The organism is Leptolyngbya sp. CALU 1928 (assembly GCF_056784215.1).
This window is the reverse complement of the sequence record NZ_JBXBCE010000001.1, coordinates 1,398,846-1,414,273: the sequence shown is the minus strand read 5'-3', so window position 1 is coordinate 1,414,273 and position 15,428 is coordinate 1,398,846. Positions and strand designations below refer to the sequence as shown.

Here is a 15,428-nt window from a genome sequence, read left to right as displayed (position 1 = left end):
AAATTCACGGGCTTTGCTTTTTATTTTTCCTAAGCTTTTCCGTACTCCCCCGGTGCAAAGCCATTTTAAGTAAATGCTATGACGGGAGAGCAGTTTCCGTAGGCTCCCGGGCAATGGGTCGAGAGTTTGTTAATTGCTCATTAAGCTTCTCTAGAGAACTACAATCGCCATGCAGCTAAAACTCTTTTTAGAACAAACTGGGCAAACCTGGACGCTCAAGCCCAGTCGTGCTTACATCATTGGCAGTGGCGAAGGCTGCGATATCTCCCTGGCGCAAACCATCGGCGTTGCGCCTCAGCACTTCAAACTCAGCTTTAATCCGGTAGCCAATCAGTGGTCTGTAGAAGACCTGGGCAGCAGCGGCACCGTGATTAATGGACAGCCGATCATCCAGGCTGCGATTACGGCACAGACTCGCATTAGCATTGCCAGCAATCTTGTGTTGGTTGCCACACCAGAATTTGCAGCGGTCGCGGCTGGAATGCCTGCCAGTCCACCGCTCTACACTCCACTGTCTAACGGTAGCACCTATAATTACAGTACCCAGGAACTTCCTACCCAAGCACGAGTTTCCACAGTACGCCTCAGCAATTCTAGACAAGGTAGACTGGCGGTTTTGACTTGGAAAGAATTTGTGGATCAACAGCTGAGTAAATTGCCCTCAACCCAGGCTGGCTTGGCAACCCGTTTTGGCTTGCTGACTGGCTTCCGTGAAACGCCGTGGATTCGTCGTAACTCAATAGAAGGAGGACTCAGTTCCTTTGATGGATATATCATTCCTGACTTTCAAGGATCAGTTGAAACCGTAACAGCAACCATTCAAGACAAAGTTGGACAATTGCAGCGCTATGACGATACTGATTGTTTTATTGCAGAATTAACCGATGCACACATTGATGATTCAACCAATCAGAAGCTGTGGGATGTAGAACTATTTGCTGTACAGCGGGCTAACAACAACCCTAGTGCCGACTATCGAAATTTCTGCGTGACTTCCTACCATCGTGTCAGAACCTATTTGCTGATTGAGCAATACGGTACTGATTTGTTTATCGGTTGGATCACTCGCTTCGAGCCATCTCCAAAAGTGGGGCTAGTATTTTGGCTGAGTGTTTCGCTGCTACTCGCCCTTACTAATGTGATGGCGAACAATCTTGCTCTTGTAATTATGCCACTATTGCTTTGGGCAGAAGTCTATCTGGCAACTCCGACAATTATAGGCGCACTGGGCATTTTGCCGAAAAAAGCCAATGCTCTGCTGGTTATGAGTTTGATGGTTCTACCAACGCTTTGGGTGTTAAGTATGTTTGCAGCAGCAGCGACAGTGAATCGCTATATGCGCTAGCAGTTACGGCGGCAGTAAGTAGCTATCGATGACCAGTTCACACAAACATTGTAAGGAATAACAACAGATGAATTTTTTAACTGGAATGATCGGTTCCTTGAGTTCAATATTTATCCCGTTGATGTTGCTTTTTCTTTGGACACGGCGAGATGGGAGAGCTGGAACCGTTCCACCACTGGATTTAGCAGATGCGAAAAAACTGGATGAGATGGTATCTAAGCAGGTAGAGGCGGCGTTGAAACCGTTGTTGCAGGCGGATAGTTATACAGAAGACCAGATCCAGCAGATTTTGACGCGAACTTCGGCAGGTACACAGGTGTTTCGGCGTTAGGGGATGAGTGATGAAGTCTCCTATCCTCTCGTTTCAGCATTCGATCGATCAGCCGTTGACCCATCAGGATCTATGGCAAGCGGCAGCACTACAGCTTCAATTGGGGCACTTTAATCAGTCGCTGCAACTTGCCTATGCGGTTGTGCAGACTGATCCCAGCTACCAATCACGCTATCTCCAGTTGCAGGCTGACGTGGTGCGGTTGGGGGCAGAATTCGCTGAAGAAATCGGTGATTATCCCAGATCCGCCTACTACTGGGAGCAATGGGTGCAGCAGCAACCCCACAATGTGGATGCGTTGTATGGTTTGGGCATTGCCAAAGCCAACGTGAGTGATTATCGCGGCGCGGCAATTGCGTTGCGAGAGGTGCTGCGGCTGAAACCAGGTCATGACAGGGCACGATCGCACCTTGCCACGATCCAACAACTCATACAATCGCCTTAACTTGAAGCTTGCGTTTGCCTCCAAGTTCAGCACATTCATCTCATGATTATCCAACCATCGAATAACCATCAAACATCCATCAAATCACCGCTATGAAAATGTCATTACCTCAATTCAAGGTGCCTCGCTATCAAGCCATTGCGATCGCGATCGGGGCTGTGAGCGTCTGTGCTCTGGCGGGGTTAGGATTGGTTGCAGCAACAGGGAAACTGCCCTCATTGACGGGATTGATACTGAACAAACCATCCCGCTTTGTGGTTTATAGCGGGCAAAAGATGGGTTATATGGATCAGTCTGGGCAAATGGTGATTTCACCACAATTTGACACCACTGAGCAATCCCACGCTTTTGCGGATGGTTTAGCAGCCGTGAAGGTGAAAAACCACTGGGGCTATATCGACGCAACAGGAAAGTTTGTGATCCAGCCACAGTACGATTTAGCCACGCCATTTTCCGATGGTATTGCGGCAGTTGTGAGTAAGGAAACAGTTAGCTATATCGACGCAACAGGGCGCGTCGTTTTTACCTTGCCTGCGGAACAGGGCAGTAGCTTCAGCCGTTTTTCTGAAGGGGTTGCCCCCGTCAAATTGGGCGATCGCTGGGGCTACATCGATCGGGCAGGCAAGTTTGCGATTAACCCTCAATTTGATGCCGTTGGAGTCTTTTCGGATGGGCTGGCAATGATTATTTTAAATGGCAAGGTTGGTTATATTGATTCCTCTGGAAAAATCATCATCACACCACAATTTGAAGATGCATCGAAGTTTTCTCAAGGCATCGCGCCAATTCGTGTCAATGAGAAGTGGGGCTTTATTGACAAGACGGGTAAGACTGTGATTTCTCCCCAGTTTGATGAACTCCAAATCACGCCCGAAGCGTATGGCTGGGTGGGCTTTGCGGAGGGGTTAACAGCGGTACGAGTGGGCAAACATTGGGGCTTTATTGATACCTCTGGCAAACTTGCGATCGCGCCACAATTTGAGGCGGTGCGCGGATTCTCAGAGGGGCTGGCTGCCAGCCAGTTTGGGAATCGCTGGGGCTATATCGATAAAGCAGGCAAAATTATGATCAATCCCCAATATGACAGTGCCTCAGATTTTACCAATGGCTTGGCGTTTGTCTCGCAGGCTCAGAGCGGCTACATTGATCGTACGGGTAAATTGGTCTGGCAGACCCAAAACGCAAAGGACCTGTCGCCCCAACAGTTGACCGCTCAAAGTACTGCGAAAACAACTCTGGGCAGCATTAATCGCGCCCAGCAAGCCTTTTACCAAGCTCGCAGCCAATTCACGGCAAATCTGGCAGATTTGAGCATTGGCACACCGACTGGCAAAGAATACACCTATGACCTCACCTTAATTGGGCAAGATCGCGCCAGAGTGACGGCAATCCCTAATCGGAAAGGGTTGAAAAGCTATATCGGGAGTGTGGCGATCGTCACGCAGGCGAACTCTGCCACTTCAGCAACGGTGATTTGCCAATCCAATCAACCCTCGCAACAGCCACCTAACGCCCCTCAGCTTAAAAAGGGTCAGTTTCAGTGCGCCACTAACTCCAGCAAACTTTGACTATGCTTGAATCCATCGTCCTATGTTAAGTAATACCAACTCGGCTGCCATTAACCCCTTGCCCGGTAAGACCTATCAGGTGTTGCTGCAAGAGCGCCCCGGACGCGGGTTTTCCGAACCCGACGTGACAGAATTGTTGCGCTTGGTGTTGCCCCAACTTGCCGCTTTCCATCAACAGGGACTTAGCCACGGCGCGATCACTCCCGCTACGCTGCTTCAAGATGCCACAGGGATTCCCAAACTTTTGGCTCACCCTGGCTTTGTGGTTCCTGGCTACGCTCCCCCAGAACAGTTGCCCCATGCTCCAGCAACTCCTACCAGCGATGTGTATGCGCTGGGGGTAACGATATTGGTTTTACTAACCAATCGCACTCCAGCAGAATTGCATCAGCCCAATGGCTCCTGGAATTGGCAGGAACATTGTTTGGTCAGCGATCAGTTGGCAGCAGTGTTAGAACGGGCGACCTCGCCTTTGCCCGATCGGTTTGCCAATGCCATCCAGATGCAGCAAGCCTTGAACGTTATCCCCTCAGATAGCACTCAATTTGTAGCGCCACCGCCCGTGCAAGACTCTGTGATACCAACCCAGTCCTCCCTACCCTGGAAGTATGGCGCGATCGGGGCAGGCACAGTGATATTGATGGGATTGGCAAGCTTTGGTGTCTTGAAGTTAGTTAGCGCCAAACCAGACGCAACTGCTCCGATTGTGGTTCGCTCAGAAGTTGATCCTTCAGTAGCCTCTCAACCTTCTACAGGAAATCTATCCACAAGGAATTCATCCACTGAAACAAGTGCATCGATTGTAGGAAGTTCATCCGCTGCTAATCCATCTGATGCAGTGAAAAAATCACCAGATTCAGTTGCATCACAGGCAAAACCACCCACTCAGGAACGCTCTAATAATGTATCGCCTCCACCTGCCATGCCGCAGCTTTCCACAGAACCTAAATCAATCAATACTGAACGAGTTGATTTCTTGGCGGGTTCTACAGGCACGACGTTGATCGATCAGATTAGCCCAACGCAACTGCGACGCTACTTGTTGGATTGTGGCAGCGGTCAAAAGATGGCAGTACAGGTGCAGCAAGGGGATGTCAGGGTACGGATTGTGTCACCAAACGGACAGGAGCTTGGCATGGCAACAACCTCTTGGCAAGAGCAGTTGCCGAACACAGGCGATTATGCCCTAGAAATCTCTTCCATCAATGGTTCTAGTTACACAATTCGAGTAGATGTCTTTTAGGAGTCAATTGTGAAAGATTCAATAGGCTTAGGGATACTGCCTTGGCAGTGGGCTTTGATCGGCTCTGGTACAACATTAATTTTGTCTCTAGCAGGCTTTGGGCTGTTTAAATTAGTGACACCCGATGCCAAAGTTACAGCTTTAGATTCCCCAACAAAACTGCAACAGGTTACTCCCCTACCGACTACCAATGCTGCCCCTCAACAGCAAATTATTTCAAATATGATTCAAAGCACTCTGTCTACCGAGCAGATTCAAGCTAAAGAACGTGAAGCAAAAACTTATATTGGTTCAATGAACAGAGCGCAACAGGCATTTCTTCTGGAAAAGGAGCAATTTTCTTTGGATTTGTCGTCGTTAGGGCTGGGAATTCGTTCAGAAACAGCCTCTTATTCTTACCAGATCCGACTTTTATCCGGCATAAATGCCGTGCAAAACATTGCACTGTCAAAGTTAGCAGGACTCAGAACCGTTACAGGAATTGTCAGTAAAGTGAAGATGCAAACGACGGGTGAAACTACAACACTTGCATTGCTCTGTGTCAGCGATGGACCAACGCTTGAACTGCCCTCTGAGCCACGGCTAGTAAATGGGGAAGTCACCTGTCCTGCTGGTTATTCGCCCTTAAACTAATTCAGCTATTAGCTGAGGCAGGAGTAAGTGGTCTGCATGAACTTGAGTCAACCAGTCAAAACATGATGCATTATTTACTTGAAAATAATCCCTATTTTGGTTGTTTTCCTATTTTGGAATATGTGTTTATAGAATAATTCTTTTGGAACCAATGATAAGAGTACTTTCTGAGCAATAAAATATGAAAAAGTCACTTCTACTTGCTTCGCTTTCAAGTCTATCTGTTGCCAGTATTCTGCTGCTTGCTGGTAATAACGTTTTTGGACAAGGGGTACGTCCTTGGGATGAGCTTCGTTCAAGAACACGCATTTCAGTTCTAGAACCAGTTGGAGCGGTAGACAATACTTACGTAAAAACGCCAAATTGCATGGCGTTCTCTGCTTCCGCCGAACAGTATGTAATGTTGTATGGAGAGAACAACAATGCTTGTAAACAGGGCAGCGTAAAGATTGGTCTTAAATGGTGGGGAGAGACTGCTCCAAGTTCATTAGATAACTATCTAAATGCCCCTCTAATGAGGAATGCTCAGCCCCAACAACTTGAAACTGTCTCTCTCAAGAAAGGAATGAAAGCCTGGTTTAGAGTTGAGGATTGTTCCCAACAGCGCTGTACTTACAGTATTCGATGGATTTACCACAATAGTTTGTATGGAATTTTGGGCATAGGTAATAAGGATTTTTCTAGAAACAGGCTAAATTTTATCGAGATGGCTAGTTCATCTTTACGTTAATAGTCATAGCCATATAAGGCAGAACTTACGGCTTCACCTTGACAATTGATGCGGGAAATCTGGAATTAGAAGTTAGCCGAGAAGCTCTGCTTTTCTCCAGATTCTCGCCCCTAAGAACGTCTCTAGAAGCTTGACCAAGCTGGATGTTATCAATACAACATCAACCTATTTTGAGATTTGACATCTATGCAGGCAACACTCACCCGTTGGGAAACGTCGATCGCACCCATAATCGCTATTGAACCGACCGAAGCTCAGTCGATCGCGGTCTATTGGGGTGCAATCATTCCCGCCATTCCTGACCTGGTTTCGCTGGAACAATCGCGCACGGGCATGAGCTATGAGACGGCGCTGCATCAGTTGCTCCAGGCGCAACAGCAGTGGGTGCAGCAGTTGCATGGCGAGAGTCGCTTTACCCTATCCTTGCGGCTCATCACAACGGGCAATCCGGCGCAAAATCTAATTTTGGGACTGGTTGGCAAAACCGAGGGGCAGGATGAAACGGAAACCATCAACGCGGCACGCAACTTTTTCAATAAAATTCGCGATACCGTTCCCAATGGCTATCCATTAGAACCCTGCCACGATCAAGCAGCGTTGGCGCTTTTGCGGTTGCCCTTTCTACCCCAGACGGCAGGTTCTCTGGCAGAATTTCGCCGTAGCCTCACCCCGCTGCAAACCATCAGCCACACGGACTTACCCGATCGCGCGGCAACGTTGATTTATCCCTGGAATGCCCAGGCTGGCACCTTCCAAGAACTCTTTCGGGCGTTTACCTGTCATTCCACGCCTGCTGCCCTTTCCATCACCTTGCGCCCCACCCAACTCACCCCCCAGGAATCCACCACCCTGGCAGAATGGGCACGGCTTTATGCCAATATTGCCAGTATTAGCCGCAGCGACAGCACCCAGGTCGGCAGCCTCAACACAAACATCACGGTGCAAGACAAACGAGGAGAGGCAGAGCAAGCCTCCCAACTGTGGACGCAACTCCAGGCAAGTTGGCGATCGCCCTTTGAAGTGACCATTAGCCTGATGGCAGACAGTGATCTGCCCCAATCGATTGTCGCAGCCATGCAAGCGGCAGTCAGTGGTAAACCATCTACCGATGCTCAGGCACCGGGTAGAGGTGAGATCATTGCTGCCCGCAGCGAAGCCCAAAAGATGGCAAGTCGCCAGAATTGGGTCGATCTCACTCTGCACCGTTGGGCAAATACCCATAGTCTCGATCGCTTGCCCTGGCTCTTTAGCGCCGCAGAAATCCACAGTCTTTGGCGGTTACCGATCGCCGATCGCAATGGGGTGTGGGGCTTGCCCTCAGCCATTGGCGCAAATGATGCCCGTCGTCCTCCAAGCATGGTTGAGGGCACGGCGGATCTGCGCCTGGGCGGGTTGCGGTTGACGACTCGACAACTTACCCAACACCTCCTGATTAGTGGCGTTCCTGGTAGTGGTAAAACGAACACTAGCCTTTATCTGTTGGAAACACTCTGGCGAGAGCATCACATTCCCTGGATGGTGTTAGAACCCGCTAAAACGGAATATCGTGGGTTACAGACGGTGGCTTCGCTTGCTGACGATCTGTTGATTTTCACCCTCGGTGATGAACGGATTGCACCCTTCCGGTTCAACCCGTTTGAGTTGCCACCTGACATCAGCTTAGATAGCCACATGGGGGCATTGCTGGATTTACTGTCCGTTTCGATGAGTATGTGGGGACCCTTGCCCAACGTGGTGGAACAGTTGCTTTCAGAGGCGTATAAACGGAAAGGCTTCACCCTGTTGGGCGACAACACCTCACTCCAACCCCCAACGTTTGCTGATCTGGCGGCGTTGATTCCCGAAATTGTGCCCAAGTTGGGCTACAAAAAAGAAACGACGGATGAAATTACAGCCGCGATCGCGGTACGTCTCCATAAATTCTGTCGGGGTGCCCTGGGACGAATGCTCAACACGCGCCAGTCCTTTCCCTTTGACGCACTCATGCAGCGCCCGGTGATTTTGGAAATGAGCCAGATGACCAACACCGACGATCGCGCGTTTGTGATGGGCTTATTGCTCAACCGCTGTTATCAATACTGGATGGCACGTCGCCATGAGGCTACTGGAGAACTGAAGCATTTACTCCTAGTGGAAGAAGCCCACAATCTGCTGGCAAACGGCTCTGAATCCGCCAATCAAGAGCAGGCAAACCCGAAAGGAAAAGCCGTTCGCAATTTTGCCAATATGCTGGCAGAAGTCCGTGGCTTTGGGCAGGGCATTGCGATCGCCGAGCAAAACCCTGAAGGGCTGGTTCCCGATGTCATGGTCAACACCAATATCAAATTGGCGCATCGTCTGGTTGAAGCGCGAAACCGGGAAGCCCTGGGGCGATCGATGTTGCTCACCCCCCAGCAAGAAAAAAGCCTCGCCTCCCTCAGCACCGGACAACTGCTGTACTACATTGGCGGTAGCCCAGAACCAAGCCTGACCACTGTGCCAAACTTCAAAGATGCAGACAATGGCTTCAACCCCCGACTGACCGATGCTGCTATTCAAACGCAGTTTCAACACGCCTTTCAGAGGTCTTTTCAAGCTCAGCATCCTGACCTGTATGCCTTACCCACTGGCTGTCCGACGGCTCCTCACCTGTCTGCTTGCTTGGAACAAGGAGCCGATCTGGTAGAAATGTTAGCCACTCATCCCCACTATAAACTCCAGAAACAAACCGTGTTGCTGCACCTCTTAGCGGCTCCCTTTGGCGCTCTAGCGATCGATTTTGTACACCCAATCCTGGGGCGACTGTTGCTAGAGCGGGGCGCAAACCATTTGAGCGCAGAACAGGTACAGGGGATTTTCCAGAGCGCCCTTTCCTTACTGGCATTGGAAGCAGTGCAAGCAAAAGGCAAAACGCATGGCTGGCTGGGGCAGCAGATACACCAGGCACATACAGTACTGGTTAATGCCCTGCACCAGAGCGATCCCAGCATTTTATCTCAATGGATCAATCTCTGTCAGATACCAGATCACCTATTAGCGCTTGGTTTACCCCATCCTCAATATGCTGCCTGTGAAGCGCCTGGAGTCTTTCGGTATGAAAATCGGATCTTGCTAGAGGGCGATCGCACTGTCTTTAGCCAGCTATTGCATGATCAGAATAACACCGCTGCCTCTGCTCTCCAGCAATGGGCAGCAACTACGGTAGTCATGGGCGTTTTAAGTGATCCTCTAAAGCATTCTTTAATCACTTGCCTTGCGATCCAAATGACAGAGAACATCCCCGATGATTTGAAGCATTTTATTCAATGAGTGCGCTGATGTCCAATCAGTTTTTAAACATCATTTACTATGAAAATCTATGAGTAATGCAGAACAACATCAATGCAAAAATTTTTATGGGTCTGTGTGCTTTCAACGGCATCATAGGACTATTACAAGCATCGCCAATTGAGGAGTATAGCCATGATGTTGAGCCTATTGTCAGCAACAGTCAAACAGTAAAGGAGCTATCTTTTTACCCAAAACTCACTCATGGACGGAGCTTGTTTGATCAACTAGAAGAGGCTGAAGATCCTATAAAGAAAAAAGAGCAGGGCGATCGTGACTTAGAAACAGCTTTACAAGCAGATCAAGAAAAATCGCGCACAGCATCAGGCTCTCCAGATCCACAAGAACAAGATGTTCTGAATAAAGAAAACTTACCTTCAGGAGAGATAAAGTCAATGGAAACATTCAAAAAGCCATTTTCCTCTGAACAAATTCCTCAAACACCCGAAGAAGCTATTGATGCTGAAGGGATAACTATCAAACCGTTTTCTCAGTCCGATACCTCCACTGCACCAAAAACCCAAGAGGAAAGAGCGCGAGATCTGTTGAGCAAGGGAAACCTTAAACCAGAACGTCGAGAAGATCTAGAAAGTAAATATGGGAAGCTGGCTAATCCCTCAGAGCAGCCTCAGTCACAACCGCAGGAATCAACCGATCCTTCCGAATCCCGCAATAAACTGGAAGAGCTACGAGCTAGGTATGGACTCCCAGATTCAAAAGCGGCTCAAATGCCATTAGACAATACTGAAAACAGTGATCAGCCTACTGACAGATCAGACCAAGCTTCACCGTCCTTCGGGTATCGTGGCAATCCAAACCTAAATCCTTATGTGTCTGAAGTAAATGGCAAGATGGAACCAGGAACTACGATCGATGCAGAAAAAATGTCTAATCTAACGGCTAAACACAATGAAGCCCTGAACAATGTAGGGCAAAAATATAGGGCTGCCTCTGATACTGCTCTGAATAATGCGTTAGCTGAAAAATATGCGCCCAAGGAACAGCCCACAGCCAATTCTGAACCGCAAGAAGTTAATCAGGATGGAACAAGAAGCTAATCACTCTCGATTTGCGTAATCACCGCCGTTCTTCTCAAAGCTGTGACTGATCAGTCACAGGTTCAACGATGTAGATAGAGGATTTCTGATCTTTTATGAAGGTTTGCATGGCGGCATATTGCCCCAAAATGTCCGCCATAATGCCCAGATGTTTATCGTCAAAGCCAGCCGTGCGGGGATTCGACGATAGGTCAGTGAGATGTTCGATGATGAACTCCATCAGTCGCAGGGCTTCAGGATGAAGACCTGTTGTAGGAAAGGTGTGGTCTCCGAGGGTTAGTTTGTTCATTGTGATGACGCGAACAAGAAGTCTTTTTTAGGTTCAGAGTTGAGACCCTTTCATCGACTCAAAAAATTAGGCTGTTGTGCTTTGTACTGTTCCAACCGCTGTAACCATCCCGCTTCGTCTGCGGCTAACTGCTCAGGTGTCAGTTCAAAGATTTGAGCCGGACGATCTGGCAAGATGATTGGAATCACTGCTTTGGGAATGGGCAGGTCAAACATTGCCGTGAACGCCAATCGGTAAGCCGCAATCTGCAATCGTGCCCGACTCATCCAGCTCATCCGCTTGATTCGTTTACTCGTCTTGAAATCGGCAAGCCACCAGTTTCCGGCTTCCCACTCACCTACCCAATCGATCGTCCCGGCATAGCCAAGCTGGAGATGAAAAACGGGAAGCTCAACTGCCAATCGATCACCACCGTAGGCTTCATGACTGACGATGGCGCTTTTACCCACATTCCTCAGCCAGCAGCGAATCGACTTCCAGTAGGGCAGTAGCTCTAGCGGTAATTCGTCCGGCTCAGTCCCATTCGTCAGAAAGTCAGCAATGAAAGCGTGAATCGCTGTTCCTCGTGCCCGACTTGAGATCGCGCTTTGTTCTGCCTCAGTTTCACCCAGTTGCTTCACTTGGCGCTGTTGCCACTGCCTGAGCTTTTCTCGGTCTGTTTCTGATTCAGTCGCATCTAAAATTGTGTTGACTCCTGGCAAGTTGCCAATTGGAGTTTCGTAAATTCTGCCGTTGTCGGTATCAATCGCACGGATAGCAGATTGCAAAGATGAAGTCATGAATTAATCCTTTAGTTCAATCAATTCCCAATCCCGACACTCATTGATTCCTCCTACGTTTTGGGCAGCAAGGTCAGGATGTAGGGCACAGGGTAAGTAGTCGTTGTCGTCGAAAAAGGTGCAGTTCTTACAGGCGTGTTTCGTGCGTTCCCGGCGTATCCAAATCTCTAGTCGCAACTCCTGATCAACCCGTTGCAACACCTGATAGGTGTGAGAAACGCGACTGCACACCTGAGTCAAATTGGTTTTTAACATTGCGATCGCTCCAGCTAGAAAAGGGGTGATAAAGGCGACTCTCACCCCCACTTTCAATGTCAGACTCAGCGTCTCCGGCTTCTGGCGAGTGTTTTCGGTTGCGGGTCTTCTGCTTCCAACTCCTCCGCCTTCACTGTCCGCATCAAGAGTTCAATTTCCTCTGTACTCATGCCGTCTATGCAGAGTAATCCGGTCGTCATATCCACCAAAGGCGGATGATTCGCCATGAACTCGACAATCTGGGCAAGCTGTCCCAATTCTTCCGGTGTTTCTCGCTTCCGCCAGTCCCACTTGAGCGAGTAGTACACGCCCATATCGCCAGAATGCTTTTCAAACGTGCCAACAAAGATCCCTTCAGCCGGTTCACCATGCGCCATCAACTCCGTCACTTTGCTGCTGAACTGGCTGATCGAGCGAGTTTTGATGTGAGTGCAGCAGACCGTATTGGCTGGCAGAATGTCAGCACTGACAGGCGCGGGAACAAACCAGATTTGCATCCAGAGAGCGTTTTTGGTCTTGCCGAGGGTGCCGAACAGTTGGGAGACTTTGATGATGGACAGTTCGAGACTGTTGCCCCGGTAATCGTCGTCGCCAATTTTCCATTCCCCTTTTTGACAGTCGTTGCGAATCGCATAGGGAATTTGCGGCAGAAAAATCCCTTCTTTGGGACGAGTGCCAAATACTTGCAATGCCATATCTGTTGCGTCCTTTTTAAGTTTTTTAAGGTTTTGGTGTGAGAAAGAAGGGCGATTTGGACATGCGATCGCCCTTGCAGGAGAAAGTAGAGAGCAGTTTTACGACTTACCCAGGTCGTTTAGGCTAAATTTTCTAACCCTCTAAGCTTTTGGGCTAAATGTTTCTCTTCTGAATAGCTAACCACTCGCTTGTTCAATTAAATTCACTAGCCCTCTTATCAATATACCCTGGATATAACGATAAGGCAAGGGATTATGGTCTTTTTCTCAATCAATCCCGGATTTCTCGTGCTACAGTCGTTCTCAATAAGTTTCGTCCGGGGTAAATTGAGAGGGAGAAAGTATGGTGGCGATCATTGTGACTGAAAAAAAAATTGGACGGGGAAACAACCCCAACTCCCGGCAGAATCTATCTCCTAGAACTCCGATGTATGGTGAAACCAAGAAGGTGCATGAGGTGACTGTGACCGAAGAAGCTTGGACAGCCCTTAAGCCTGTAGTCAAAGCAGCAGGGTGTAGAAGTGTCTCTGATTTATTGGAAAAGCTGGGCAGAGGAGAATTACAGGTACAACTACCTGACAGCTAACTTCCGTTAATTCCTCTTTCAATATTTCCTAAAGTCCAGCCTGATCAAAAGCTGGACTTTTTTATTTCTTTTTATCCTGGATGGATTGACTTATAGTTATATCCGGGGTATATTGATAGGGTGAGGAATGAGTAACGCTGCCACTCCAAAGCGTGTGATGCCTCGGAAAAATGGCTCCTCTTGATTGACCCACCAAAAACTTAAAAGGATTTCCCATGACTCAGCCAACCATGCTGCAAACTTTGATCGCGCCCGACGATATGGAGATGTTTCTTGATGACATTGAAACGATAAACGAAAAGCTAGAGAGGCTTTACAAGGCACGACGTAAACAGGAACCCGCAGAAGAACAAGCCGCGATCGCTGACTTGCTCAAAACCTGGAACTGCCTCAAGGGGTTGTACTAACCTCGAAGACCTCGCTCAAAAAGTAAAGGGACTGAGTACCACCTCAGCCCCATGCCAAAAACTTAAAAAGGACACTTTCATGATGACACTCACACAAAATTCTGAGTATTCCCTAGAACGCGATATTTACATTGATGGTGAAATGGATGGCTATGACGGAGTGAAGCCTAAGCACCTCTATACCACTTACCTGCAAGCCTACATTGCTGGTTGCCGTCGCAAGCTTGAGGAACTACAGCAGCAATTGGCAGAGTTCCAACAAGAAACGGCTTGGCTTGACGAGTTCTAACTCGTTCTCACTAGGCAATCCTATGATTGATTGCCTAGTTCTTCCCTTCTTTTCCAAACAGTTTTGTCATCTGCAACCCGCAGCTTCACCGCATCGCTGTTGGGTTCGCTTCGCAATGGAATGAAAACGATGCCGACGATATTGAAGGAATACAAGCTCAACTATTTTGATGCCCTTGAGAATTCAAACAAGGTCTGGATGGGACGCGCGTTTGATGATGGCACCTATCAGGCTCAGTATGGACGGGTGCGAGAGGGCACGAAACTTGCTCAATCCAACAAGCAGTTCAAATCGACCTCTGCTGCCCTGAGCGAGTTGGAAAAGAAACGGGTTGAAAAACTCCGCAAGGGATACCGGGACACTGCCACGATGGATGATGGTGCAGTGGTAACGGCTGCTCCTGTAAATTTGAAGGAGGTTGCCACGGCTCAAATTGGAGGAAGTGAAGACCCTACGACTCGCGCTTTGATTGAGTATCTGGCGCAGGTGAACATTCACAATATTTGTAGTGCAACCAGCATTACTTACAGCGCTAGCAGTGGAACGTTTCGCACTCCTTTAGGTGTGCTGACTCCGGGTGCGATCGCTCAAGCTCGATCATTGCTGACGGCGATCGCAAAGGGTGGGGGCGATCACGGCAGCTTGGTGGGCGCTTATTTCCAATTAGTTCCCCGTGACTTTGGTATGAAGATTCCACCAGTACATACCCTATTAGCAACGGGTCGAGATATGGGGCAGGAATGGGCTATCTTAGATGCGCTGGAAGCGGTTCTTCAGTCCAGTTCAGTAGAAGTGGGCAAGGTGTTTGAATGCCAGTTAACCAAAGTGCCAGCCAACACGGAAGCGGGACGAGCAACCTTCCGCTATATCAAGCAGTTGTACGAGTCTACTTTGAATGTTCACCACAGTACGGCAGGATTAAAGCCAAAGTGGGTGTATGAGGTTGAGATTCCCTCCATGCGCTCGGCGTTTGAAAGGACTTCGGCTCAAATGCAAAATGTCAGGACTGACCTATGGCATGGCACTCGTGCCAGTAATCTTCTGAGCATTCTCAAGTCTGGGTTGATGATTCCTAAATCTTCTGCGCCGCAGGTGACAGGGCGCATGTTTGGAGATGGGCTATATTTCTCGCTTCAGTCCACCAAATCACTCAACTATGCGACGAACTTTTGGAATGGGAGTGGTGCATCCGGTCAGCGCACGTTTATGTTTCTATGCGAGGTGGCGTTGGGCAAAATCTTCAAGCCAATAACGAACAGCCAAACTTTTCCAAAAGTAGGGCACGACTCGACTTGGGTAGATGCTGGAACTTGCAGGGTACTCAATCATGAGTGTGTGGTTTACCAAACGTCCCAGGTCAACCTGAAATACCTGGTTGAGTTTGAGTAGCAAATGCAAGAAGGCTAAAATACTCATTTCTTTTCCAAATAGGGGCTGTGCATTTGGGAGACACGTTGAGTTTCCCCTAA

At 48.7% G+C, this 15,428-nt stretch carries 17 protein-coding genes; 13 read left to right on the top strand and 4 right to left on the bottom strand.

The features are described 5' to 3' along the window. Positions 1–169 precede the first annotated feature (169 nt). The 9 genes from AC1S5B_RS06570 (at position 170) to AC1S5B_RS06530 (ending at position 10,659) form a co-directional block, all read left to right on the top strand. Entirely contained in the window at positions 170–1,345 is a 1,176-nt protein-coding gene (locus tag AC1S5B_RS06570; RefSeq protein WP_482034880.1) for an FHA domain-containing protein, read from the top strand. 67 nt (positions 1,346–1,412) lie between these two features. Beyond that, on the top strand, positions 1,413–1,676 hold the full coding sequence (locus tag AC1S5B_RS06565) for a hypothetical protein (RefSeq protein WP_482034879.1): 264 nt from the start codon (positions 1,413–1,415) through the stop codon (positions 1,674–1,676). Positions 1,677–1,686: 10 nt separating this feature from the next. Then, positions 1,687–2,121 carry a hypothetical protein gene (locus AC1S5B_RS06560; protein WP_482034878.1) on the top strand — a complete coding sequence of 145 codons (435 nt, stop codon included), beginning with the start codon at positions 1,687–1,689 and terminating at the stop codon, positions 2,119–2,121. A gap of 98 nt (positions 2,122–2,219) precedes the next feature. Then, complete coding sequence (locus AC1S5B_RS06555; protein ID WP_482034877.1) at positions 2,220–3,689, top strand: WG repeat-containing protein; 1,470 nt, start codon at positions 2,220–2,222, stop codon at positions 3,687–3,689. Positions 3,690–3,711: 22 nt separating this feature from the next. Further along, the gene (locus tag AC1S5B_RS06550) at positions 3,712–4,932 is read left to right on the top strand and encodes a serine/threonine protein kinase (RefSeq protein ID WP_482034876.1); all 1,221 of its coding nucleotides are present in this window, start codon (positions 3,712–3,714) and stop codon (positions 4,930–4,932) included. Positions 4,933–4,941: 9 nt separating this feature from the next. Next, complete coding sequence (locus AC1S5B_RS06545) at positions 4,942–5,565, top strand: type IV pilin-like G/H family protein (protein ID WP_482034875.1); 624 nt, start codon at positions 4,942–4,944, stop codon at positions 5,563–5,565. Between the two features lie 181 nt (positions 5,566–5,746). Beyond that, entirely contained in the window at positions 5,747–6,295 is a 549-nt protein-coding gene (locus AC1S5B_RS06540; RefSeq protein WP_482034874.1) for a hypothetical protein, read from the top strand. A gap of 186 nt (positions 6,296–6,481) precedes the next feature. Next, on the top strand, positions 6,482–9,583 hold the full coding sequence (locus tag AC1S5B_RS06535) for an ATP-binding protein (RefSeq protein ID WP_482034873.1): 3,102 nt from the start codon (positions 6,482–6,484) through the stop codon (positions 9,581–9,583). 56 nt (positions 9,584–9,639) lie between these two features. Then, positions 9,640–10,659: a hypothetical protein gene (locus tag AC1S5B_RS06530; RefSeq protein ID WP_482034872.1), complete on the top strand. Its 1,020-nt coding sequence runs from the start codon at positions 9,640–9,642 to the stop codon at positions 10,657–10,659. Between the two features lie 34 nt (positions 10,660–10,693). On the opposite strand, the gene AC1S5B_RS06525 is transcribed toward AC1S5B_RS06530, so the two are convergent. The 4 genes from AC1S5B_RS06525 to AC1S5B_RS06510 all read right to left on the bottom strand — a co-directional run bounded on the left by AC1S5B_RS06525 (position 10,694) and on the right by AC1S5B_RS06510 (position 12,677). Then, positions 10,694–10,948, bottom strand: coding sequence for a hypothetical protein (locus tag AC1S5B_RS06525; RefSeq protein ID WP_482034871.1), 255 nt, complete (start codon positions 10,946–10,948; stop codon positions 10,694–10,696). A 50-nt stretch (positions 10,949–10,998) separates the two neighbouring features. Next, positions 10,999–11,727: a PD-(D/E)XK nuclease family protein gene (locus AC1S5B_RS06520; RefSeq protein ID WP_482034870.1), complete on the bottom strand. Its 729-nt coding sequence runs from the start codon at positions 11,725–11,727 to the stop codon at positions 10,999–11,001. A gap of 3 nt (positions 11,728–11,730) precedes the next feature. Further along, positions 11,731–11,982 (bottom strand): hypothetical protein, encoded by a 252-nt coding sequence (locus tag AC1S5B_RS06515; RefSeq protein WP_482034869.1) that lies wholly within the window; start codon positions 11,980–11,982, stop codon positions 11,731–11,733. A 65-nt stretch (positions 11,983–12,047) separates the two neighbouring features. Further along, complete coding sequence (locus AC1S5B_RS06510) at positions 12,048–12,677, bottom strand: hypothetical protein (protein ID WP_482034868.1); 630 nt, start codon at positions 12,675–12,677, stop codon at positions 12,048–12,050. Positions 12,678–13,020: 343 nt separating this feature from the next. Here AC1S5B_RS06510 and AC1S5B_RS06505 point away from each other — a divergent pair, with 343 nt between their 5' ends. The 4 genes from AC1S5B_RS06505 to AC1S5B_RS06490 all read left to right on the top strand — a co-directional run bounded on the left by AC1S5B_RS06505 (position 13,021) and on the right by AC1S5B_RS06490 (position 15,348). Beyond that, entirely contained in the window at positions 13,021–13,263 is a 243-nt protein-coding gene (locus AC1S5B_RS06505; RefSeq protein WP_482034867.1) for a hypothetical protein, read from the top strand. A gap of 215 nt (positions 13,264–13,478) precedes the next feature. Then, the gene (locus AC1S5B_RS06500; RefSeq protein ID WP_482034866.1) at positions 13,479–13,670 is read left to right on the top strand and encodes a hypothetical protein; all 192 of its coding nucleotides are present in this window, start codon (positions 13,479–13,481) and stop codon (positions 13,668–13,670) included. A 79-nt stretch (positions 13,671–13,749) separates the two neighbouring features. Beyond that, on the top strand, positions 13,750–13,959 hold the full coding sequence (locus AC1S5B_RS06495) for a hypothetical protein (protein WP_482034865.1): 210 nt from the start codon (positions 13,750–13,752) through the stop codon (positions 13,957–13,959). 129 nt (positions 13,960–14,088) lie between these two features. Next, complete coding sequence (locus AC1S5B_RS06490; RefSeq protein WP_482034864.1) at positions 14,089–15,348, top strand: WGR domain-containing protein; 1,260 nt, start codon at positions 14,089–14,091, stop codon at positions 15,346–15,348. The last annotated feature ends 80 nt before the right edge of the window (positions 15,349–15,428 follow it).

Excerpts from the sequence above, each read along its gene's own strand:
- AC1S5B_RS06555 (WP_482034877.1), top strand. The coding sequence starts at position 2,220 with ATGTCATTACCTCAATTCAAGGTGCCTCGCTATCAAGCCATTGCGATC.
- AC1S5B_RS06565 (WP_482034879.1), top strand. The coding sequence starts at position 1,413 with ATGAATTTTTTAACTGGAATGATCGGTTCCTTGAGTTCAATATTTATC.
- AC1S5B_RS06530 (WP_482034872.1), top strand. The coding sequence starts at position 9,640 with ATGCAGAACAACATCAATGCAAAAATTTTTATGGGTCTGTGTGCTTTC.
- AC1S5B_RS06490 (WP_482034864.1), top strand. The coding sequence starts at position 14,089 with ATGCCGACGATATTGAAGGAATACAAGCTCAACTATTTTGATGCCCTT.
- AC1S5B_RS06570 (WP_482034880.1), top strand. The coding sequence starts at position 170 with ATGCAGCTAAAACTCTTTTTAGAACAAACTGGGCAAACCTGGACGCTC.
- AC1S5B_RS06515 (WP_482034869.1), bottom strand. The coding sequence starts at position 11,982 with ATGTTAAAAACCAATTTGACTCAGGTGTGCAGTCGCGTTTCTCACACC.
- AC1S5B_RS06500 (WP_482034866.1), top strand. The coding sequence starts at position 13,479 with ATGACTCAGCCAACCATGCTGCAAACTTTGATCGCGCCCGACGATATG.
- AC1S5B_RS06505 (WP_482034867.1), top strand. The coding sequence starts at position 13,021 with ATGGTGGCGATCATTGTGACTGAAAAAAAAATTGGACGGGGAAACAAC.
- AC1S5B_RS06550 (WP_482034876.1), top strand. The coding sequence starts at position 3,712 with ATGTTAAGTAATACCAACTCGGCTGCCATTAACCCCTTGCCCGGTAAG.
- AC1S5B_RS06495 (WP_482034865.1), top strand. The coding sequence starts at position 13,750 with ATGATGACACTCACACAAAATTCTGAGTATTCCCTAGAACGCGATATT.
- AC1S5B_RS06520 (WP_482034870.1), bottom strand. The coding sequence starts at position 11,727 with ATGACTTCATCTTTGCAATCTGCTATCCGTGCGATTGATACCGACAAC.
- AC1S5B_RS06510 (WP_482034868.1), bottom strand. The coding sequence starts at position 12,677 with ATGGCATTGCAAGTATTTGGCACTCGTCCCAAAGAAGGGATTTTTCTG.
- AC1S5B_RS06540 (WP_482034874.1), top strand. The coding sequence starts at position 5,747 with ATGAAAAAGTCACTTCTACTTGCTTCGCTTTCAAGTCTATCTGTTGCC.
- AC1S5B_RS06535 (WP_482034873.1), top strand. The coding sequence starts at position 6,482 with ATGCAGGCAACACTCACCCGTTGGGAAACGTCGATCGCACCCATAATC.
- AC1S5B_RS06525 (WP_482034871.1), bottom strand. The coding sequence starts at position 10,948 with ATGAACAAACTAACCCTCGGAGACCACACCTTTCCTACAACAGGTCTT.
- AC1S5B_RS06560 (WP_482034878.1), top strand. The coding sequence starts at position 1,687 with ATGAAGTCTCCTATCCTCTCGTTTCAGCATTCGATCGATCAGCCGTTG.